The 21522-nt window shown below is 56.1% G+C and carries 20 protein-coding genes; 15 read left to right on the top strand and 5 right to left on the bottom strand.

Annotated features, from left to right (window positions below; all coding sequences use genetic code 11):
- The first annotated feature begins 117 nt into the window (after positions 1-117).
- On the top strand, positions 118-1008 hold the full coding sequence (locus HX899_RS10280; RefSeq protein WP_181292382.1) for a DUF6030 family protein: 891 nt from the start codon (positions 118-120) through the stop codon (positions 1006-1008).
- Between the two features lie 30 nt (positions 1009-1038).
- On the opposite strand, the gene HX899_RS10275 is transcribed toward HX899_RS10280, so the two are convergent.
- Positions 1039-1479 carry a hypothetical protein gene (locus HX899_RS10275; RefSeq protein ID WP_138386840.1) on the bottom strand — a complete coding sequence of 147 codons (441 nt, stop codon included), beginning with the start codon at positions 1477-1479 and terminating at the stop codon, positions 1039-1041.
- 136 nt (positions 1480-1615) lie between these two features.
- Between HX899_RS10275 and HX899_RS10270 the strand changes: the two genes are divergently transcribed.
- From HX899_RS10270 to HX899_RS10205, 14 genes are all read left to right on the top strand, one after another.
- On the top strand, positions 1616-2689 hold the full coding sequence (locus tag HX899_RS10270) for an endo-1,4-beta-xylanase (protein ID WP_138330274.1): 1074 nt from the start codon (positions 1616-1618) through the stop codon (positions 2687-2689).
- Positions 2690-2720: 31 nt separating this feature from the next.
- Positions 2721-3872 (top strand): glycosyltransferase, encoded by a 1152-nt coding sequence (locus tag HX899_RS10265; protein ID WP_003542111.1) that lies wholly within the window; start codon positions 2721-2723, stop codon positions 3870-3872.
- Positions 3872-4378 carry a DapH/DapD/GlmU-related protein gene (locus tag HX899_RS10260; protein WP_003542119.1) on the top strand — a complete coding sequence of 169 codons (507 nt, stop codon included), beginning with the start codon at positions 3872-3874 and terminating at the stop codon, positions 4376-4378. Before HX899_RS10265 ends, HX899_RS10260 begins: the two co-directional genes overlap by 1 nt.
- Positions 4375-5277 carry an exopolysaccharide glucosyl ketal-pyruvate-transferase gene (gene pssM / locus HX899_RS10255; protein WP_181292381.1) on the top strand — a complete coding sequence of 301 codons (903 nt, stop codon included), beginning with the start codon at positions 4375-4377 and terminating at the stop codon, positions 5275-5277. The genes HX899_RS10260 and pssM overlap by 4 nt, the downstream gene beginning before the upstream one ends.
- A 151-nt stretch (positions 5278-5428) precedes the next feature.
- Positions 5429-6931, top strand: coding sequence for a lipopolysaccharide biosynthesis protein (locus HX899_RS10250; protein ID WP_181292380.1), 1503 nt, complete (start codon positions 5429-5431; stop codon positions 6929-6931).
- A 32-nt stretch (positions 6932-6963) separates the two neighbouring features.
- The gene (locus tag HX899_RS10245) at positions 6964-7968 is read left to right on the top strand and encodes a polysaccharide pyruvyl transferase family protein (RefSeq protein ID WP_003561855.1); all 1005 of its coding nucleotides are present in this window, start codon (positions 6964-6966) and stop codon (positions 7966-7968) included.
- Positions 7969-8008: 40 nt separating this feature from the next.
- Entirely contained in the window at positions 8009-8830 is an 822-nt protein-coding gene (locus tag HX899_RS10240) for a glycosyltransferase family 2 protein (protein ID WP_138330271.1), read from the top strand.
- Positions 8831-8913: 83 nt separating this feature from the next.
- A complete protein-coding gene (locus tag HX899_RS10235; protein ID WP_017961657.1) occupies positions 8914-9858 on the top strand; it encodes a glycosyltransferase family 2 protein in 945 nt (314 codons plus the stop codon).
- Between the two features lie 171 nt (positions 9859-10029).
- Positions 10030-10998, top strand: a complete 969-nt coding sequence (locus HX899_RS10230) for a glycosyltransferase (RefSeq protein ID WP_181292379.1) — start codon at positions 10030-10032, stop codon at positions 10996-10998.
- A 91-nt stretch (positions 10999-11089) separates the two neighbouring features.
- On the top strand, positions 11090-12064 hold the full coding sequence (locus HX899_RS10225; protein ID WP_181292378.1) for a glycosyltransferase family 2 protein: 975 nt from the start codon (positions 11090-11092) through the stop codon (positions 12062-12064).
- Entirely contained in the window at positions 12061-12945 is an 885-nt protein-coding gene (locus HX899_RS10220; protein ID WP_180195046.1) for a glycosyltransferase family 2 protein, read from the top strand. Before HX899_RS10225 ends, HX899_RS10220 begins: the two co-directional genes overlap by 4 nt.
- On the top strand, positions 12942-13922 hold the full coding sequence (locus HX899_RS10215) for a glycosyltransferase family A protein (protein WP_171598504.1): 981 nt from the start codon (positions 12942-12944) through the stop codon (positions 13920-13922). The genes HX899_RS10220 and HX899_RS10215 overlap by 4 nt, the downstream gene beginning before the upstream one ends.
- A 209-nt stretch (positions 13923-14131) precedes the next feature.
- A complete protein-coding gene (locus tag HX899_RS10210; RefSeq protein WP_129421574.1) occupies positions 14132-14590 on the top strand; it encodes a glucuronosyltransferase in 459 nt (152 codons plus the stop codon).
- Positions 14587-15063, top strand: coding sequence for a glycosyltransferase (locus HX899_RS10205; RefSeq protein ID WP_017961662.1), 477 nt, complete (start codon positions 14587-14589; stop codon positions 15061-15063). Before HX899_RS10210 ends, HX899_RS10205 begins: the two co-directional genes overlap by 4 nt.
- A gap of 42 nt (positions 15064-15105) precedes the next feature.
- On the opposite strand, the gene HX899_RS10200 is transcribed toward HX899_RS10205, so the two are convergent.
- The 4 genes from HX899_RS10200 to HX899_RS10185 form a co-directional block, all read right to left on the bottom strand.
- Positions 15106-15801 carry an SGNH/GDSL hydrolase family protein gene (locus HX899_RS10200; protein WP_180195176.1) on the bottom strand — a complete coding sequence of 232 codons (696 nt, stop codon included), beginning with the start codon at positions 15799-15801 and terminating at the stop codon, positions 15106-15108.
- A 150-nt stretch (positions 15802-15951) separates the two neighbouring features.
- On the bottom strand, positions 15952-17259 hold the full coding sequence (locus tag HX899_RS10195) for an HlyD family type I secretion periplasmic adaptor subunit (protein ID WP_171598505.1): 1308 nt from the start codon (positions 17257-17259) through the stop codon (positions 15952-15954).
- Positions 17260-17274: 15 nt separating this feature from the next.
- Positions 17275-19041 (bottom strand): type I secretion system permease/ATPase, encoded by a 1767-nt coding sequence (locus HX899_RS10190; protein WP_138330266.1) that lies wholly within the window; start codon positions 19039-19041, stop codon positions 17275-17277.
- A 477-nt stretch (positions 19042-19518) separates the two neighbouring features.
- Positions 19519-21129: a right-handed parallel beta-helix repeat-containing protein gene (locus HX899_RS10185; RefSeq protein ID WP_348647911.1), complete on the bottom strand. Its 1611-nt coding sequence runs from the start codon at positions 21127-21129 to the stop codon at positions 19519-19521.
- Positions 21130-21522: the final 393 nt, after the last annotated feature.

The raw sequence follows: 21522 nt of genomic DNA, 5'->3' as shown, positions 1-21522 counted from the left end.
AGGCACAAAGGTGCCCAATTGCCGACAAGAAGCCAAAGATATTTAACGGATAAATGTATACTGCTGGATTTAGACAGCTCGATCGAAACCCCTTCTCGCGCGCCGGAGAAGACAAGCTTGCCCGATAATTCGTCGTCCGCATATGCGAAACAGCCGGCGGGGAAACCGCGGGTTCCCGTGGTCTTCTGGTTGCTGCTGACGATTTCCCTCTCGCTGGTCATGGGAACGGTGCTGCTTTCCAACAACATGAAACACCTAAAGACGGTTAGCCATTATTTTGGCTTCGATCTCTTTCCCCAGGAGGTCAGACCGCCTCCCCCCAAAGCCCTTCCCCGCCCCACACCACCGGCCACCTTCACGCTTCCATTGCATATCATCGAACCGCCGACGGTACAGACCGCGTCGACTTTCCTGCGGACATGGCGGATATCCGGCGCCGCAATGTGTGCGGCGCTGCGCAATGCCGGCATCGAAACCAGCGACTGGGCGGCGGCGAGTTTCAACGCCGATACATTTGAATGCTTTTTCGAGCAGAGCAGCAAGCGGGAGAAGGATCAGCTCCCGAGCTCTATCTTCGTCATCGTTCGCGGCAACGCCGCCGGCACGATCAACAATATGCGCGTGAAAATCATCAATCCCGAGACCGATGAAAATGGCCAGCTCGATCCCGGCATTCTGCGAATTTTCGAAATCATGCTGCAGCAACCGCAATGGCTCGATTTTCACGAGACCCTGAACGCGATCAAGAATCTGAAGGACATCAAGGAAGACGGCTTCGGAGCCAGTATCGGCTTCACCCGCGAGGTACTCAATCCCGGGAATTACAACTTCACGCTCTCGCTGGATGCGACTTCAGGACCTCAGAAAAGTACCAGAAATTATTTTTCCGGCAGAAGATGGCTGCCGTTGCCGGACCCCGCAGTCGAGATCGACAGCGCGCAACCGGAATCAGTCTCCAAACCTCCCCATACCGAAACGCCGGCTGAAAGTCAGGAACATCGGCATTAGGTCTTCGGCTTCATGCCATGCACGGACTGATCACGCCATGTGACTCGCATCGTCGTGATGTCTGGCCATTATCTTGTAGAGCTCTTTCAAACTGTCCGCACTCGGCCGTTCGGTGCTGTCCCCACCCGCCAGACGCCAGACACGCTCGACATTGAGGTCCTGCGTGACTTGAGCAAGGTCTTCGTTCAGCGAGCGAATGACGACCTCCGATCGGCGCAACCGCCACGACATTCTGACCAGCGCTGCGAACGGGAGGAAAATGATGCCGATGATGCCGAGAGCAAGGACCGAGAACTGCCAGTCATCGAGAAGAGACAGACCGCTTCGAACGGTCGCCATAAAAAAAACGGCATTTTGAAATGCCATATGAAAATAGCTCATCAGATAGCTGGACCAATCTTCCATCACGAGCGCCCTCCCCGAGCGGTTTATATCTTGGAATATGCTGAAAAGTCTAGCAGACACCAACAATATCCCCTGCGGGGAAAGTATATTTTAGGTTGTATTACTCTGCTGAATTGAACGCGAATCTCATGGGTCGGTGCCGACGAGTCCGGCCTTTCAAATTCCACCGCGGACATGAAAAAAGCTAACAGTGAGAGATAGAATGAATAGAAGACGTTTCCTCGCCTCGGTTCCGCTCGCTCTGTTGTACGTCCGTACGGGCCAGGCCCTGGCACAGGTGCCTGCCGCTGCAGGGCTGCGCGTTCTTGCCGACAGGAAATCGTTCCGATTCGGATCGGCAATCGACCTGCAAAACATCAACGATCCAATCGCTGCCGAGATCTACATCGACAACGTCAATTCAATAACGCCACGAAACGAGCTGAAGTGGAATTCGACGGAAAAGAGACCCGGTGTTTTCAGCTTCGGCAGCGCCGACCGCATGGTTGCATTTGCACGCAAAAACAACATGAGGGTTTATGGCCACACGCTGATCTGGTATCGCGTCCCGGGCTGGGTCTCGGACATCACCGACGCAAAGACCATTCAGGCGGCGATGAACCGTCATATAAAACAGGTTGTCACTCGCTATAAGAACTCGATCGATGCATGGGATGTAGTGAACGAACCGTTGGAGTATGATGCACCGGATCTGCGGGATTGTGTTTTCCGACGCCTTCTTGGCGACGATTATATCCGTATGAGTTTCGACATGGCGCACCAGGCCAATCCGGGCGCGACGCTGGTGCTCAACGAAACGCATCTGGAGAAAAAATCCGACGTGTTCGAACAGAAGCGCGCGCGCATCCTGAAAATCGTCGAGGACCTCGTCGCCAAAAAAACGCCGATCAATGCGGTGGGGCTGCAGGCGCATTTCCGCCCCGGCCTCGACCGGATCGATCCGGAAGGAATGGGGCGCTTTTGCGCGGCGCTGAAGGACATGGGTGTCGGCGTTTTCATCACCGAGCTGGATGCGTCTTGCCACTTCCTGAACCGCGACAAAGCCTTCACGCCGGCATCCTACGCCGATATTTTCGGTGACGTGATTACCGTTGCCGCCGAACATGGTGACTTGAAAGGCGTGACGGTATGGGGCATGTCGGAAAAATACGGCGAGCCCGATGAGAAAGCGACCGATCCCGCTGCAGCTTGCACGAAGCGCGTTAATCTTTACGACGAAAACAATGCGCCAAGAAGTGCGGTTGACGGTATCCGGCGGGCAATAGAGGCGATGTGATGCGCAAGACAACGGAGACGCAAACAGATTCATGAAAAAAGCCGTTATTTATGTGGAAAAATTTTTGCCTGCCAGCCAGGCATTTGTTCTCAACCAGGCGGTAGCGTTTCGTTCTTTCGAAGCTGAAATCCTTGCTGGCTCGCGAATTTCTTCGGCCCATACAAAAAAATCCACTGTTCCGGTTCATGACATCCGTCGGTCGCCCGTTGCACGGGCCGGTGAACTGCTTCTGAAAATCCCGCAGATCGGCCTTCCTTTCCTCTTTCCCGCGATCGGCAAAGCCGATCTCGTTCACGCCCATTTTGGCAAGAACGGGTATGTCATCGGTCCATTGGCGCGCGCCGCCGGCAAGCCGCTGGTCACGACGTTCCACGGCTTCGACGCCACCTATCGCGGTGACCCGAAAAAGCCGGGCGGCTTCAATCAGGTGCGTTTCTTCGCCAAGGGCCGGAGCGAGATGGCCGGCTGGAACAGCTGGAACATCGCCGTTTCCGATTTCATCCGCGATCGGCTGCTGGCGCTCGGCTTTCGCGCCGAACGTGTCTATCGCCATCACATTGGCATCGATCTCGATCTCTTCAAAATGGAGCCTCGTCCGCGAAAAAAAGGGCTCGTGGTTTCAATTGCCCGCTTCGTCGACTATAAGGGCCATCGTTTCATGATCGATGCGCTTTCGCGTGTGGCTGCTGCCGGCACCCCTGTCGAATTCGTCATGGTCGGCCAGGGTCCCTTGAAGGAGGAAATCGAAGCACTGGCGCGTCGTTCCTTGCCAAGCGTCACGATCCATGAAAATCTGTCGCAGACTGAGATAAGAGACCTGCTCGCCAGTGCGGAGCTTTATCTTCATGGAAGCGTGACCCTCGACAATGGTCACGCCGAAGCTTTCGGCCTCGCCAATCTTGAGGCGGAAGCCGTCGGTACCCCGGTTGTCGCATTTCGCTCGGGAGGCGTGGGCGAAGCGATCGAAGAGGGGAAAACTGGTTATCTCGTGGAGGAGCGGGATGTCGCGGGAATGGCCGAGGCAGTCGGAAGGCTGCTCAACGACCAGGCTCTGTGGACAGCCTTTAGCGCGCGGGCACCGCTTCTGGTGGCCGAGCGCTTCGACTTACGTCGCCAAACGGGGATGCTCGAGGACTATTACAGTTCCGTGCTAGACGAATTTTCCAGCCGGGGTCGGACTTGATGGTGCAGACAGGAAAAAAGCCGAAGTGGGGACTGAATGTATTTCGGCCGCTGCGGAACAGCATTGTGACGGCCAAATGGCTCTACTATACGAAATTCTGGGGAATGGACATCGATCCGACGGCAAGCTTTTCCTTGAGCGTTCGTTTCGACAAGACCAACCCGAAGGGATTGCATATCGGCGCGGAAACTTACGTCGCCTTTGAGGCTGCGATTCTCACCCACGATCTCACACGCGGGCTCTACCTCCACACGAGGATCGGCAAGCGCTGCTTCATCGGCGCCCGCAGCATCATTCTGCCCGGCGTCGAGATCGGCGACGAATGTGTCATCGGCTCGGGCTCGGTGGTGACCAAGAACGTGCCGCCGCGCTCGCTCGTGGCGGGCAATCCGGCAAAGATTATCCGCAGCGACATCAAGATCATTTCGCGTTACGGACGCATGGCACGCGAAGACGAGACGGTCTCGCAGATCGTGACGCACTTGCCGACTGGAGAAGCACGATGAAGATGTTTGCCTACCGGGGGAAACACGAGAATTTTGGCGACGAACTGAACCATTGGCTCTGGGAGCGTCTGCTGCCCGGCTTCTTCGATGAGGACGAAAGCCAGCTCTTCCTCGGCATCGGCTCGATTCTCTACGACAATTTCGACCCGAACATGCAGAAGATCGTCTTCGGCTCGGGTTATGGCGGCTACACAAACCCGCCGAAAGTCGACGGCAACTGGACCTTCTATTTCGTGCGCGGAAAGAAGACCGCCGAGGTCCTCGGCATTGATCCGAGCTACGCCATCGGCGATTCGGGCATCCTGACGCGCAGCTGCTGGGATGCGAAAAGCATCGAAAAACGTTATCCCGTGTCCTTCATGCCGCACTACGAAAGCGCCATGTACGGCAGCTGGGATAAAGTCTGCGATCTTGCCGGCATCCACTATATCGATCCCCGCTGGTCGGTGGAAAAGGTTCTGACCGAAATCAGCGCATCGCATAAGGTCGTCTCCGAGGCGATGCACGGCTGCATTATCTCAGACGCGCTACGCGTTCCCTGGCGGGCGATCCGGCCGATCGCGCCGGGGAACCGAGCCAAGTGGTACGATTGGGCAAGTGCGCTTGATCTGGAGATCGACTTCGACCCGATCGGCCCGTCAAACGTCGTCGAAGCAGGCGCGTCACTGGTACGGAATAACACCTATCTTTTGAAGAACATAACGTTCCGCCACCGCCGCATCCGGCAGCTCACCGGCAATTATGTCTTCGGGTCAACGGTCAAGACGCTGCAGCGGGTAGCAGAGAAGCCGGGACAATTAAGTTCCGACGAGTCCATGGTAAATGCGCACAACAGAATGCTGCTGGAACTGGATCGGCTGAAGCAGGATTTTTCCAAGAAAACGGCAAGCGTCCTTTGACCCTGCAAACCCGATTCGTGACGAGGCGATAAGGCATGATCCTTTCTAAACTCATCGACACCCTCTCTTCCCGCAAGGGGGAGAAGTACTTTGGATGGGCGCTTGGCCCGCTTGAACGGTCAGTGTCCTTGACGTGCGGAGCCGTTCGACCATGAGCAGTGTTACCGACCGGCTGATCCAGGGCAGCATGTGGCTGAGCCTGTCCCGCGCCATCGTCAACGGGCTTTCGGCGCTCAGCACCTTCGTTCTCGCCTGGTACCTCGCACCGTCCGATTTCGGTCTCGTTGCCATTGCAACGACGATCCAGATCATCCTGAGTTCCGTCACCGAACTCTCGCTCAATCAGGCGCTCATCCGCCACGAGGACCCGAGCGAAGTTCATTTCAGCGCGGTTTGGACGCTGAGCGTGACAAGAAGCGCGATCCTGGCTTTGCTGTTTGCCGCCAGTGCCTTTCCAATTGCCGAATTTTATAACGAGCCCCGGCTGACAAGCGTCATGCTGGCTTTGAGTTTCAGCTTGCTTCTGAGCGGCCTGGCCAATCCACGTCGCGTCATGCTCCAGCGTGATCTGATCTTCTGGCAGGAATTCGTTCTCAACGTATCGCAAAAGCTGGTCGGCTTCGTCGTGACGGTGGCAATCGCTGCGATCTACCAGAGCTATTGGGCTCTTGTTCTCGGCACCCTCGCCTATCAGGTTACCAATATCATCGTTTCCTATACCGTCTTGCCGTTCTGGCCGCGCATAACCTTCCGGCATGCGCGGGAATTGTTTTCGTTCTCGCTTTGGCTGACCGCAGGACAGATCGTCAACACGCTGAACTGGCGGATCGAGTATCTGCTGATCGGCAAGATGTTGGGTGCCACGCAGCTAGGCCACTATACCGTCGGCAACACCCTATCGACGCTGCCGACCCGTGAGGCCACGGCACCGTTGAACCAGACGATTTATCCGGGCTTTTCCAGAGTACGCAACGACCCGGTCCGGCTTATCGCCGCCTATCAGCGCGCGCAGGCGCTTTTGGCTGCAGTGGCGCTTCCGGCTGGAATCGGCATGGCGGTCGTGGCTGATCCGATGATGCGGCTCGCCTTGGGAGAGAAATGGATTCCCGCCATCTTTATCGTCCAGGCGCTCGCATCGGTCTTTGCTCTGCAGACGCTCGGTTCCCTCGTCCAGCCGTTGGGCATGGCAAAGGGTCATACCAAGTTGCTGTTCATCCGCGACGCCCAGATGCTGGTGGTCCGCGTTCCCATCATCATCGTCGGCCTGATGATTGCCGGACTTCCAGGCGTCGTCTATGCGCGTGTGTTGACGGGTTTGATTTCCACCGCGGTCAATATGCTTCTCGTCAAGCGACTGATCGGCCTGCCGTTCTTCCAGCAACTCGGGGCCAACTTCCGCGCGCTTGCCAGCGTCGCATTGATGGCCGCCGGCGTCTGGGGGCTGTCACATGTCCTGAACATGCCGACCGATAAGCTGGGCCTGGCTCTCCATCTGGCCATACTGATCATCACCGGCGGTATTCTCTATGTCGGTTCCAGCTTTGTCCTTTGGCTCGCGATGAAGAAGCCAAATGGCCCGGAAACCGAAGTTCAGCGTATCTTTGTCAAGTTCCTGTCAAAAGCCAAACGTATGGCCTTACCCAAGTCGGCCTAAAAGCTAAAACGAACATCAACAAGAGAGGCAGAATGACCAGCCAATCCAGAACGGAGCTGATCGCAAAACTTAATGGTATGATCCATGATTGCCTGAAAGACTATGTCTCACGCGATGAACCGCTTGCAATCCTCGATTTTCCCGACATCCGCAATTGCGGCGACTCCGCAATCTGGCTGGGCGAAATGGCCTATCTGAAGGATCGCTTCGGCAAACGCCCGGACTATGTTTCGAGAACGGCGGACTTCTCCGCAGATGAACTAAAAAAACGCGTACCGACCGGTCCGATTTTCATTCATGGCGGCGGCAATTTCGGCGACATCTGGGTTTCCCATCAGGATTTCCGCGAAGCCATCATGGAGCGTTTCCCGGATCGGCAGATCGTCCAGTTCCCGCAGTCTATCCACTACAGTTCACCTGAGCGCATCGAGCAATCCGCACGCGCAATCGCGCGTCACAAGAATTTCGTCCTGCTCGTGCGCGATGAAGAATCGAAGGAATTTTCCGAGAAGCACTTCGACTGCACCGTTCGGCTATGCCCCGACATGGCCTTCGCCATCGGGCCGCTGCCGGACAGGGCAACGCAAATTTCCGTCCTCGCCATGCTGCGAGAGGATGCGGAACGGGTTGGCGGCACCGATCGCAAGATCCCTTCCGATATTCCCGTTGAAGACTGGATCACCGAGTCGAAGCGGAAGGTGGATATCGCCAAGAAGTTGGGGGCAGCTTCGGCTTTCCTGGCACTGAAGCCGAGCGAAGTGGCATTGCGCAAGCTGGACGCCGCAGCGCACAACCGCTTCGAGCGTGGCATCAGCCAGATTTCACGCGCCCGCGCCATCGTTACCGATCGCCTGCACGTCCATATCTGCTCGCTGCTGCTTGGCCGGCCGCATGCCGTGCTGGACAACAGCTACGGAAAGATCCGCCGCTTCATGAATGCCTTCTCCGGCGGGACCGACCTTTCATACAAGGCAACATCGCTCGAAGATGGAATCGAGTGGGCGCGTCACCAGGCCGGGCAAGGAGCGCGCGGATGACGGAGACGCTGCGTGCTTGCAGGATCAGGAGGGTAATCCGATGACACTTGTCACCTTCATTATCCCGGTCCGACATCAGGACAATGCCCGCGACTGGAGCAGGTTGAAGGCAAATCTGACCCAGACCGTGGCTTCCATTTCCAACCAGACCAATGGGGACTGGCGCGGCATTATCGTGGCAAACGAAGGCGCCGATCTGCCTGAGCTGCCGGAAAAATTCTCCGCCGTGCGCGTCACCTTTCCGCCGAACGACCTGCATGAGCTTGGAAAGGGCAGCAAGGAAGACTTCCTCGATGCCTTCCGGGCAGACAAAGGCCGTCGCGTTCTGAGTGGCATGTTGAACGCCACCGACAGTCGCTTCTTCATGATTGTCGATGACGACGATTTCGTCAGTTCGCGAATCGTTCAGCACGTGTCCGAAAATCGTGACGCCAACGGATGGACGATCGACCATGGTTATATCTGGGACGATGGCGGCAACTTCCTGTTTGGCCATGACGACTTCAGCCATCTCTGCGGCACCTCATTGATCATTCGTGCCGATCTCTACGAACTGCCGCAACGCTTTGAGGATGCTTCGCTCGACTGGATCAAGTCGATGCTGGGCAGCCATGTCCGCATAGCGGATATTCTTGCGCAACGGGGAGCGCCGCTCACGAAGCTTCCCTTTCGCGGGGCAGTCTATCGGGTCGCCCACGGCGGATCGCATAGTCAGGCACCGAGCCTGCTGCGACAGTATTTCCTGAACCGCGGCGTACTCACCAAACCGCGGCGGTGGTGGCGCAATCTTCGTAAGCTGAGGATGGTCGGCGAGGGTCACAGGCGCGAGTTTTTCGGCAAGACGCGGTCGAACCCCGCGTAAGCGCCAATCCCTTTCGAACATCGCACAGGCAGTCAAAATATGAAGCTTTTCTCTTTCGACTTCACCAAGAGGGTTGATAACTGATGTCGGATCTATTGGTCAGCGTGCTTTTTTCATCCTACAATGGCGCCAGCCGCCGGCTGCGCCATACTTTGGATTCCTTGGTGCGCCAAGAGCTTCCCCATGATCGGTGGGAACTGATAGCCGTCGACAACAATAGCAATGACGGCACGTTTGATCTTTTGGAAACCTATAGCGACAAGCTTCCCATCACCATCCTGCAGCAGCGCAAGCCGGGAAAGTCCGGCGCGCTGAATATGGCCTTGGATCGGGTGAAGGGGGATCTCGTCGTCTTTACGGACGACGATGTTCGTGCCGAACCGAACTGGCTGAAAGCGATCGTCGACTGCGCCGCAGCCCATCCGAGTTATGGCGTCTTCGGCGGCAGAATCGTCCCTGAATGGGAGAAAGAACCAAAAGATAGGTTTATCGAATGGATTCCGATGGGATCCACCTTTGCGATAGTCGATGACACCCAAAGCGGACCGTGTGACCCGACGAAAGTCTGGGGCCCGAATACGATCGTCCGGCGAGAGCTGCTCGGAACAAGCGTGCGCTACCGCGAAGATATCGGTCCTCTTCCCGGAAAGATTTTTGCCATGGGTGAAGATGCGGAAATCATCATTCGCCTGGCGGCCAATGGCGCCAAGTCCTATCGATGCGCCGAGGCCGTGGTCCATCATTGGATTCCGGCATCGAGCGTGACGGAGGATTGGGTACAGAAAAGAGGCGAGCGGCTCGGCTACGGCATGCCGGCGCTCTTTCCCGACGAGGTGCCTGGAGGGGTGAGGTTAAGCGGAGTTCCGCTTCCGACCTGGATCGAAAGCGCACAATGGGCCTTCCGGGCAGCAATGCTTTATCTCCTGCCGCGATCGAAGAAACGTTTCTGGGCGATCTGGAAATATTATTACATGCGTGGCTATCGCGCCGGAATTCGCCGATACGTTTCTCAGACGATGACGCAGTAATCGATTGCATAGGAGGCAGTAATTTGAAACTCTCGGTGCTCATCAAAAATATATGGCAGTATTTGCGCCCACGCATCGACAGCGTTCTATCGCAGGCCCAAGACATCGGTAAAGGCGTGACCCGAATCGCACAGGGAAGCGATCCGACCGAAATGAGGTCCGGAGCATCACATGAGCAAAGTCAAGGTTACAATACTGTTCTCAACTTATAACGGTGAGAAGACTTTGCCGACGATGCTTGACGCACTGTGCGCTTCAACCCTACCGAAGGAAGAATGGAAAATCGTTGCGGTCGACAACAACAGCAGCGACGACACTGCAGCAGTCTTGAATTCCTATAAGGAGCGGCTTCCGCTGGAAGTTTATTTTGAGCCAAAACAAGGTAAGCAGTACGCATTGACTTTGGGCTTCCGCCATCTGGAGGGCGAACTCGTCATTTTAACCGATGACGACGTCATTCCCGCGCCGGATTGGATCGAGCAGTTTCTCACCTTGGCAGATGAGCAGCCACAGTTTGCCATATTCGGCGGCTTAATCACGCCCGAATGGGAGGAAAGGCCTGCACCGTGGTTAGTCAAGTATGGGCATCTGGGGATTCTTTATGCGCTAAATGGCGGTCTATCCGAGGGGCCGATTTCAGCGGCATTGATATCGGGGCCGAATTCGGCCTTCCGTCGTTCCATTTTAGGATCCAGCTATATCGTTCACGACGGCCTCGGCCCCGATGCCACTGTCGCTCAATTCCCCATGGGTGAGGATACTGCTTTCGCTCTCAGGTTGGAGAAGAATGGAGCCAAGGCTTTTCACTCGCGGCATCCCGGGGTTCGGCACATTGTCAGGAAGGGCTATGTGAACGAAGGCTGGGTTTTGCGGCGCGGCGAGCGTTATGGCATGGGCTTGGTTATCGTTCGGCCGGACCTCTTCGACAGAAAAACGAAAATTGGCGGTCTGCCCATCGCTAGCGCCCTGAGATGGCTTCTGATGGTGCCGGCCAGCGTCGTCGTCAAGAGATTTCCGCCAAGCGGCGTTCGCTTCAAATTGCTCTGGGCGCAGTCGGTGAGACAGGGGATCCTGCGCCAATTTCTCAAGCAGCGATCTACGATGAATAAAACGATCTACTCTCAGGTCGGTGCCAAATGACAAAAGTACTAAACCGCGGCATCGACAGGAAGTGCTCCAACTGCGGAGGCAGCGGGCAGGATTTTCGCACGTCAGGAGGCGAGTGGGTTTGATGACGGATCCGAGAATTAGTGTCATCTTTTCGTCCTTCAACGGCGCCAGCAGACGGCTTCAACAGATGCTGGATTCGATGTTGGGGCAAAACCTTCCAGTCGAACAATGGGAACTGATTGCCGTCAACAACAACAGTAAAGACGAAACACAGGAGCTTCTCGATCAATATGCAAAGAAGCTTCCAATTGTTGTTGTTAATCATACCCGCCCAGGCAAATCAGGAGCTATGAACGCAGCTCTGGCGATAGCTCGAGGAACGCTGATCGTTTTTACGGACGACGACGTCGAGGCAGATGCGAACTGGTTGAGTTCGATCGCTGCATGCGCTGAGGCGAACCCGGATTTCGGCGTTATCGGCGGCCGAATTCTTCCAAATTGGGAGCATTATCCCCACGGGGATCCGCTGTTGGAGTGGATTCCCATGGGATCAACCTTCGCCATATCCGACCAGGAATCCAGTGGCCCATGCGACCCGACAAAAATTTGGGGTCCGAACACGACCGTGCGTCGTGAATTGCTTGGCAGCAATGTTCGATTCCGCGAAGATATCGGACCGCTTCCAGGAGGTCTTTTCGCAATGGGAGAGGATACGGAAATTGTCAGCCGCCTATCCCGAAGCGGCGTGAAAACCTATCGGTGCGCCGAGGCCATTGTTCATCATTGGATTCCAGCCTCTAGCGTGACAGAGGCTTGGGTACAGAAGCGTGGGGAACGTCTTGGCTATGGAATGCCAGCGCTCTTCGCCGAGGACATTCCAAAAGGTATAAGGATCGGGGGAATCCCCTTAAGAACCTGGATCGAGAGCGCCAACTGGGCGGTTCGGGCAGCCCTCCTTTATCCGTTGCCGCGATCAAAGAAGCGGTTCTGGGCCATCTGGAAGTACTATTACATGCGTGGCTACCGCGCCGGACTTCGCCGATACGCACCGGCAGTAAATCATTCTGGTCGACTAGCGCAGGAGGTCGTGCATTGAAATTATCGGTGCTTATCAACAATTTCAATTACGGCCGGTATTTGCGCCCATGCATCGATAGTGTTCTGTCGCAGGTCTATCCCGACTTCGAAGTGATCGTGGTCGACGATGGCTCCACCGATGATTCCCAAGAGATTCTTGCTTCCTATGGCGAGCGGATCCTGACCGTATTGAAGGAAAATGGCGGCCAGGCCTCGAGCTTCAATGCGGGTTTTGCGGCCGCAAGCGGCGATATCCTCTTTCTCCTCGACGCCGATGATGCGTTTCTGCCCGGCAAACTTGCTCGTATCGCCGAGATCTACGATCGCAACGAGATCGACTGGTGCTTCGACCGGGTGACGACCGAGGAAAGCGACCAGCCTCCTGCAGAACTGCAGGTGACACTGTTCGACAAGCGGGATACGCTTCGCAGGGGCGGCTTTCCCTCGCTTCCTGTGCCGACCTCCGGCTTGAGCTTCCGCCGCGATCTGCTGTCTCAGATCCTGCCGATGTCCGTCGCGACCGATGTCGTCCTCAGTGACAATTATATCAAGTTTGCCGCTGCCTTTCTCGGCCGCGGCGCCATCGTCGAAACGCCGCTGACGTTTCAGCGCATTCATGAGTCGAACCGCTACACGGGCACAAGCAGGGCAAAGACGCTGCGCCCGCGGATCATGATCGCGACTGGGCTGGAACTGGCACGCCGCTATGACGGGTTGCAGGCACTCGGCAAGAGCCTCGTGGCCGGCGGAATTGCCGAAACGACATCGCTTCTGAAGCTCCCGAGCGAAGCTCGCAACACGGTGGCCGGCGGTCCGTTTGGCGATGCTGCCGCGACCGAAGTGGCTTTGATGGCGGCGCGCAAGCGTTTGGGAAATATGCTGCGGAGAGGACAGTCATGAATCAGCAAGAGACTTTTCCGCATTCATCCGTCGGCACAGAAGCAGGCGTCGCACCACTGAAGATCACCGTTGGTGTGCTGACCTATCGGCGCCTCGACGGGATCGCCAAGCTGCTTGACGTCATGACGCGCCAGGTCAGGCACCCGGCTCGCCCCTATCATCTCACCATGGTGATCGTGGATAATGATGCGGCTGGCAGCGCGAGGACCACGGTAGAGAGCTTTGGTCAAACAGGTGCCTACGACCTGATCTACGTCATCGAACAAAACCAGGGCATACCCTTTGCACGCAATCGTGCACTGGATTCGGCACCTCCAGGCACTGACCTCTTCTGCTTTCTCGACGATGACGAATGGCCGGTCGACGGCTGGCTGGATGCGATGCTGGAGACACGGGAGAAAAACCGCGCCGATTGCGTCTATGGCCCCGTCCAACCAGTCTATCCCGAAAACCCGCCGGAATATTTCATCAAGGCAAGGGTGTTCGAGCGCAAGAAGAACAAGGACGGTCAACGCATTTCTTATGCGGCCTCGAACAACGTCATGTTCGACTATCCCCTGATCCGTTCATGGAATCTTCGTTTTGAAGAGAAGATGCGCTTCACCGGGGGCACGGATTACCTTTTCTTCAACCAAGCCATCCGCCGGGGCATGCAGGTCTTCTGGGCTGACAAGGCGCTTGTCCATGATATCGTTCCGGCCAGCCGGATGACCTGGAAATGGGTATTGCAAAGACAATACCGGCTCGGCAATACCTTCGCAGTCAGCGAGGTCCTGCATGGCAATCTCAAGCGCCGGATCTATCGCGCGGCCTATGGCGCCACGAGAGTTGTGCTTGGGCTGGTCATGCTGCCGGCGATCTTGATTTCACCCTATTGGGGCATGCGAGCCCTCACCCACCTTCTGCGCGGCGCGGGCATGGTTAATGGGATTCTCGGACATGCATACCAGGAATACAAGCCCAATGCCGCTCTCTGATATTGTTTACGCAGACGCCCTTGGAAGAGTTCTGAGCGTTATTATGTTCGAGCTGAAACATCACAAAGATTGGCTGTCCATGAACTTCAAGGCTTCAATCAACCGGGCCAAAAATGGTACACTTCTACTGAACTATCGTGACCCAATCGCTGTTCGAACAGAACGGTTTTCGCCCTTATCCATCGGTCAAATATAGGAGATGCCTGTTTATGACTGAGAAAAAATTGAAGGTTCTCGCTGCCTCGTCGGGAGGCGGCCACTGGGAACAGCTGATGGCCATGCGCGGCGCATTCGATGGCTGCGATATTGTCTTTGCAACGACCATCCCGGGACTGCTTGCAAAATACGACATTCGGGGCGGACTAGTGCTTCCCGATTGCAGCCGCGACTCGATTACCATGTCGATCCGGTGCTTTTTCACCGCCTTCTCCATCGTCATCAAGCACAGGCCCGACGTCATCATCTCGACTGGTGCCGCACCCGGCCTTTTTTGCCTGCTGGCCGGCAAATTGACGGGCAAGCGGACGATCTGGATCGATAGCGTCGCCAATGTGGAGAAGCTGTCCCTATCGGGTAAATTGGCCGGCCATATTGCGACGCTCTGGCTCACGCAATGGCAACATCTGTCGAGGCCGGATGGCCCCCATTACGCAGGAGCTGTCCTTTGATCCTTGTCACCGTCGGAACGCAGCTGCCGTTTGATCGCCTCGTCAAGGCTGTCGACACCTTCGCAAACGAACTGTCGAAACCGGTTCTGGCGCAGATCGGCAAGGGCACCTACACGCCACAGAATATGAAATGGATCAAGAATATCGAGCCCAAAGACTTTGATAACGTCTTTCGCGATGCAAGTGTCATCGTCTCTCATGCGGGAATTGGCACTGTGCTTACGGCCAAGCGTTTTGGGAAGCCGATCATTCTCGTTCCCCGGCAGGCGGCTCTCGGCGAGCACAGAAACGATCATCAGCTCGCCACGGTAAGCCAGCTCGTGGGCCGGCCGGGCATCTATGTCGCACACACCGATGACGATCTCCGGAACTATCTGCTCGAAGAGCTGGATAGCCCATCTCACGAAGATTCGTCGGAAGCCGGTCGGGCTTCACTGGTGACCTACCTGAAAAACTATATTACGGCAGTCTGACCCCGAGAGCTGTCATAGCCTCTGACGCTTACGAGCGAATTTTCATTCTCCGCAATTGTTGCCGGCGATACGTTTGACGAGCTCAGGCGCGATGATTTTGGAGGCTGTGTCGGGCAGAGGATGCACGCCATCAGGAATTGCCGTGGCCAGATCATCCGGCGTCAGACGCTCCCAATTGGGCCGGTGGTCGACAAACTCCAGACCACGTTTTTGCGCCTCCGCCTGATGTGCCGAGACGTAATTGTCGACAAAGGGGCGGATCAGCCCACGCAGTCCGGAAAACGGATTCATGGCCATGACGATGATCCGCGCTTGCGGCAGGCGCTGCCGGAGCTGATCGAGAATGTCGCCGATATTCTTTCGGCTTTGCGCAAGCGACACAAACCGATGCAATGTCGCATCATTGGCGTAGAGCTCAATCAGGATGATATCCGGCTGCTCGGCAACGACGCGATCAATCTGGGTCAGAGCCCACAGTGACGTTTCACCGCTTTTTGCAACGCTCTCGACCTTCACCGGCTTCTGCAGGCAGGCTGCAAGCTCTGTCTCAAGGGCAGGCTGCCATCCTCCCCGCGCCGTCAAGGATGTTCCGAAGGCCACTATTTTCAGCGGCACGGGACTATCGGCATAGCCGTTCCTGACCGCCGAAAGCATCACCAGACACGCCAGAAACAGAACCAGTCCATAGGCCGGTCGCCTCTCAGTCGGCACCGCTCGCCAAAACTGCAAACATATCATGAGGAGACCTTGCAGCAGGCTTGAGACAATTTCGTGAAATGGCCGCGCATGCCTGTTCGAGCAATGCGAAACCATCCAATCCCCATCCTGGCGGATGACAACGGCTGCTTTGAAACGTCGGGGCTATTAACGACGCGAAACAGCCGCCAATCACTCCTGGCGAAATACGTGCTGCATCTGATCGGTCAGCGGCTTCGTCAGATAGGATATGACGGTCCGATCGCCGATCTTGATGAAGACCTCGGCCGGCATGCCGGGATAGAGCTTTATCGTCTTCATCCTGGCAATGCTTTCAGCTTTCGGCTTGACGCGCAGGGGATAGTAGCTGATGCCCGTGCGCTCATCCTTGACGATATCGGGCGCGATCGAGGTAATCTCACCGCTCACATCAGGCGTCGTGCGTTGATCGAAAGCGCTGAAACGCACATCGACGGACTGGCCGACGTGAACCTGGTCAATATCGCGGGTGGCGACTTTCGCCTCGACCGTAAGTTCGTTATTTTCGGGAACGACGAGCATCAACGTCTGACCGGGATCGATGACACCGTTGACGGTGTGAACCGAAAGTTCGTGAACTCGCCCAGTCAGCGGCGCGGTAATGTCGAGACGGTGCAGCTGATCGACTGCGGTTCCGCGGCGCTCTTCATATTCGGCGATCTGTGCCTCGACGTCGGTCAGGTCCTTGGCGATCTCCGAACGACGATCCTCATCCAGCTGGATTGACTGGCGATCGATCTCGATTGCCTTACCCTCGGCCTCTGCCTTTGCTGCGATTTCCTGGCCGCTGTTGCCCTGGAGATCGGCGCGGGCACGCTTGAGTGTGTTCAAACGCTGAAGCGTGACGAGCCCCTTCTTGTAGAGCGTATCAATGCCCTCAAGCTCTTGTTCGATCAAGCCCAAGGCATCGTTGGTGGCGTTGATCTGAACGACCAACCCCTTTACCTGCTCGCCCAGCTGGTCCTTGCGCGATGCCAACTGGCTCTTCATTCCGATAAGTGCCGTCCTGCGACTGTCGAACAACTTCTGCTCGCCATCGAGAAGCTTCTCTGCGGAGGTGCTGGATGTCAGATCGCTGATGTTTTCCTCGACCTCGAACGAATCGGCGCCGATTCGCTCCGCCTTCAGACGGGCGCGGCGCGCATAAAGCTGAGCGAGCGTGCTTTCGACAATCGAGAGGTTCGCTCTTGTCGTCGTCCCATCGAGCCGTATCAGCACCTGCCCTGCCGTCACATGGTCGTTTTCGGCGACCAGCAGTTCCGACACGATACCACCTGTCAGGTGCTGGACCTTCTTGACATCGCCGTCGACGACGATCACGCCCTCGCCGATGACGGCGCTCGAAAGCTCTGTCGTCGCCGCCCAACCGCCAATGCCGCAAACGAGGGCTATCGACAATACACCGACAACGGCAACATGCCGATTGAGGGAGCGTTTCGATTCACTGATAACCTTGCTCACAATCTTCCCTCTGGCCTATTCGGCCGCATTCATGCCGTCGACCACGACTTTAAGCTGAGCCACGCGCTCGGCGATCGGCGTGCGCGCCGCTTCCGGCCGGCTGACCCTTGCCAGAACTTCCTCTTTGGGACCGAACGCGATCATGCGGCCATCCTGCATCATCAGCACGAAGTCGCAGACCGCCAGAACGCCGGACCGATGTGCGATGACGACAACAATGCCGCCGCGCGCCCGCACGCTCATGATCGCGGCACTCAGCGCCCGCTCGCCTTCTTCATCGAGATTGGAATTCGGCTCGTCGAGCACGACGAGGAATGGTTCGCCGTAAAGCGCTCTTGCAAGCGCGATACGCTGCCTCTGGCCGGCCGAAAGCGCGGCACCGCCTTCGCCGATTTCGGTTTCGTAACCGTTCGGCAGACGAAGAATGAGATCGTGAACACGCGCCGCCCTCGCCGCGGCAACCACCGCCTCAGGCGACATCTCCTTTGCGAAACGGCAGATATTCTGCGCAACGGTCCCCGAGAAAAGCTCCACATCCTGCGGGAGATAACCAATATGCCGGCCAAGTGCGTCGCCGTCCCACTGGTCGAGTGCTGCGCCATCGAGGCGAATGGATCCTCTGACGGTTGGCCAGATGCCCATCATCGCCCGTGCCAATGACGATTTACCCGAGGCACTGTAACCAATGACCCCAAGCGCGCTCCCTGCCCGTAAGCCGAAGCTGACATCGGAAATAACCAGGCGCTGACCCGCCGGCGGCCCGCTCGCCAGTCCTTCGACAGTGACTTGCTTGGTAGGAGCCGCGAGTGCAAGGGGGGCTGGAATCTCAGGAATGGTTTTCAGCAGGCTCGAAAGCCGCGCCCAGCTCTGCTGAGCAGACACGAAACCACGCCAATTTCCGATCGCCGCTTCGACAGGCGCCAGGGCGCGCGAGGTCAATATCGAGCCGGCGATGATAATTCCCGAAGAGGCCTGTCCCTGAATGACCAGGATTGCGCCGGTCGCGAGCGTTCCCGATTGCAAAGCAATACGGAAAATCTTCGACAAGGTCGCATATCCATTGCCGACATCCGATGCCTGCCTGGTGATCGTCCGGTATTCACTGTTCTTGCGGTCCCAGATTTCGGCCATCGTACCCGCCATGCCCATGGCGTGGATGACCTCGGAGTTGCGGATCGAGGTCTGCGCGAAGGCATTTCGCATATTGGCGGAGTCAGACTGCTTTTTTGAGAGCGTACGCGTTCCCTGATTGGTCAGGAACGTCAGGATGGCGAGAACCAGCGATCCACCAATCGCGATATATCCGATCGCCGGATGAAAGAGGAAGCAGATCACAATATAGAACGGCAACCAGGGCAGATCGAACATCGCTGTCGGCCCCATGCCGGACAGGAAGGTTCTGATCTGGTCGAAGTCGCGCAACGGCTGAAGCCCGTCGCCGCCGATTTTGACCTTCAACGGAGCCTTGATCAGCGCCCGGAACACACGCCCGTTCACCATCTCGTCAAGCGCACCGGCAACACGCACAAGCATTCTGCTTCGCAGGACCTCGAACGCTCCTTGAAAGGCGTAAAGCATTAACGCAAGTATTGCCAGGACAGCCAGCGAGGGTATGCTTTTGCTAGGGATGACCCGGTCATACACCTCAAGCATAAAAAATGAACTTGTAAGGTATAGGATATTGATAAGCGCGCTTGCTATTCCAATGAAAACAAGTCCCCCCTTGCATTTCCTCAATGCTTTGGACGGCTCGCTGACATCAGCTGCTGAACTCTGAAACACGAAGTAATCCCTCTCTTACCGTATCGCACGAAAGCAAATATGCCGCCGCGCACTCCAGCTCCGGGTCCATCACGCCCGATCAATGACACGACTGCCTTGGACCCCGACACCGGCGCCGGACCCGCTTGCAAGCCCACGACCTATTACATGAATCCAACCAAAAAGTGACCAAAATTCCAATTTATATCGAGCGGCTTCAGGGATTCTGACTTGACGCTACGCTAAATATACCAACCTAAGCAAGTGAAAATCGCATATTGCCCAACAACGGCGCAGAGGGATGAACGTGTTGCGCGCATATTCGCGACGTTTACTGGGGCGTTAACTATAAATTCAATCTATAGTTCATTTTTCCTTTGAACGGCGGAAATATTTTTTTATCCGCATCTCCCCGGCCTTCGACCGCCGACACCCCTTCATCATAAAGCTTTCAAGTCTTGAACAGCGGGGCCGGCGCTCTCTAAATTTGACGTGATTTCAAACCAGCAGGTGCGACGCTTGGCTGCTATGGAACGCGTCCACATTGATATACACGCCGAGCGAGTCGGTATCGATGTGAGAAGCGCCGTCAGAAATCTTGTATTGGAAGGATTCACTGACCTTTCCGCTGAGACCGGCGATTTTCACCGCATCGACCGTATAGGTGTAATCACCATCGCTCTCCACGTGGATAACGCCGTATTTCCCGGTCAGCGTCAGGCCATGCTTATCCACTGCACTGTCACCGAAGCGACGGAGCAGCACGGTTCCATTGATTGCGCTATCGTTTTCGAAGAGGTTGCCATGATAGGCGCCGCCCGTATCCGTGGAGATTTTCAGGCTGTCATGGGCTGCGACAATCCTGGGAACGGCGACGGTGGGTGCGGTCGGAACCTGCGCTTCGGCCGCGGGCAGAGGAGCGCTTGTCTGCGTCGGTGTTGACGGTTCGACCTGCGGCTCCACAACCGGCGTGGTAGGCGTCTCACTGTTGGACGGGGTGTTGCCACTCGTGGCGTCGAGTTCGGCCTGCGCTTGCTCCAGGGTCTTATTGTCGTTGATCAAGAAAGTGCTCTGGAGAGCAATTGCGACCGGCATTGTCAGGGTCGACACCACGCTGTCGATGATATTATCATAGAAAGAGCCGGATGCAGGCCTGTCGACCTTCAGCGCCGAGGACGACAGGTCGTCAAAGACATTACCATGAATATCGATATCCGTGCGTGTATAACTTGGGTAACCTGCAGCGCTGATCGACACGCCCCAGACGCCGTCATGAATATAGTTTCCACTGATATCGTAATTTGTCGCATTGCCCTGATCGCCAAGGCCGATACCGTAGGACCAACTATAGCCGCCGTATCCCGAGATGTCGTTGTCGTGGATGGCGATATTCGTGCCCGCGTTGGCACCTATCCCGAAACCGCCGCCGATCACGGTGTTGTCCTCGACTGCTGCATTTACAGCCCGAACAAGCACCAGGACGCCCTTTGCGCTATTGGTCTCAGTCTGCTCTAGGTGGTTACCCTTGATCAGGATATTGCTGCTGTCGTTCAACTGAACGGCGTCTGCCGCAGCGCCCTGGCTGTTGATGACCAGATTATTGACGATGGTAACGCCAATCACTTTATCCATCCAGATGCCGTCTCCATTTACCCCGGAAATCTTGCTATTCTCGATGGTAATGTTCTGGCTGCTCTGAAAATTGACGGAACCGGGTTTGCCGGCAAGTCCGGTATTTTCGACCTCGACGTTGCGGACGGTCCAGTTGGAGACATTTCCCGCATATATCGCCGCACCGCCGGTATCAGCAATCTTGATGTTCTCCACGATGATGTTTGAAGCCTTCGAGCCGTGGATGCCGTCATTGCTACTGTGAATAACTGGCACATCGCCAACGCCGTAACTGCCAATTGTAATCGGAGAGCTGACAGTGCCGGAGTATTTCAGGTCGAATTGCTCGTTAAACACGCTTCCGGCGGCAAGCAGCACGCTGTCACCCGGCTTTAACCTCAAGGATTCGACAGCGGAAAGTGTCGCGAAAGCCGACTGCTCGCTCACCCCACTGTTCTGATTGGATCCTGTTGCCGAATTTACATAGTAGACGGTCACGCCGTGATCTCCCAAAGATACTGGAAAATCTTTTACCCGCGGACCTCTCTCTGCCTGCTAAAATGGAACACTAAAATGCGTTCTATCTCGCGATAATTCTTACGCTCTTCACTAAACATCTTCGTTTATCGAATATTTTGCATTGCAACAAAAATTGCGTCGCACAGTTATGTGCGATGCTACCCAATATCTCTGGTGTAAATAATATTATTCTCCACGCATCGCATATTAGTTTACGAAAATTGCGTTTCGAGAGAAACATTACTTGATAAGCAAATGTTACAAATCATGACATCAGTTTCATCGAAAAGCAGACGCCGGTGCGGGAACCGAAGCAAGACTGAGATTTCAGGCTGTAGCCCGTAGTGATTATATCAACATCTCATCTGCGAA

Origin of the sequence: Rhizobium sp. WYCCWR 11146, assembly GCF_013591995.1 — a bacterium.
Lineage (GTDB): Bacteria > Pseudomonadota > Alphaproteobacteria > Rhizobiales > Rhizobiaceae > Rhizobium > Rhizobium indicum.
This window is presented reverse-complemented; position numbering and strand designations above follow the sequence as displayed.

Excerpts from the sequence above, each read along its gene's own strand:
- HX899_RS10270 (WP_138330274.1), top strand. The coding sequence starts at position 1,616 with ATGAATAGAAGACGTTTCCTCGCCTCGGTTCCGCTCGCTCTGTTGTAC.
- HX899_RS10265 (WP_003542111.1), top strand. The coding sequence starts at position 2,721 with ATGAAAAAAGCCGTTATTTATGTGGAAAAATTTTTGCCTGCCAGCCAG.
- HX899_RS10260 (WP_003542119.1), top strand. The coding sequence starts at position 3,872 with ATGGTGCAGACAGGAAAAAAGCCGAAGTGGGGACTGAATGTATTTCGG.
- pssM (WP_181292381.1), top strand. The coding sequence starts at position 4,375 with ATGAAGATGTTTGCCTACCGGGGGAAACACGAGAATTTTGGCGACGAA.
- HX899_RS10250 (WP_181292380.1), top strand. The coding sequence starts at position 5,429 with ATGAGCAGTGTTACCGACCGGCTGATCCAGGGCAGCATGTGGCTGAGC.
- HX899_RS10245 (WP_003561855.1), top strand. The coding sequence starts at position 6,964 with ATGACCAGCCAATCCAGAACGGAGCTGATCGCAAAACTTAATGGTATG.
- HX899_RS10240 (WP_138330271.1), top strand. The coding sequence starts at position 8,009 with ATGACACTTGTCACCTTCATTATCCCGGTCCGACATCAGGACAATGCC.
- HX899_RS10235 (WP_017961657.1), top strand. The coding sequence starts at position 8,914 with ATGTCGGATCTATTGGTCAGCGTGCTTTTTTCATCCTACAATGGCGCC.
- HX899_RS10230 (WP_181292379.1), top strand. The coding sequence starts at position 10,030 with ATGAGCAAAGTCAAGGTTACAATACTGTTCTCAACTTATAACGGTGAG.
- HX899_RS10225 (WP_181292378.1), top strand. The coding sequence starts at position 11,090 with ATGACGGATCCGAGAATTAGTGTCATCTTTTCGTCCTTCAACGGCGCC.
- HX899_RS10215 (WP_171598504.1), top strand. The coding sequence starts at position 12,942 with ATGAATCAGCAAGAGACTTTTCCGCATTCATCCGTCGGCACAGAAGCA.
- HX899_RS10210 (WP_129421574.1), top strand. The coding sequence starts at position 14,132 with ATGACTGAGAAAAAATTGAAGGTTCTCGCTGCCTCGTCGGGAGGCGGC.
- HX899_RS10200 (WP_180195176.1), bottom strand. The coding sequence starts at position 15,801 with ATGATATGTTTGCAGTTTTGGCGAGCGGTGCCGACTGAGAGGCGACCG.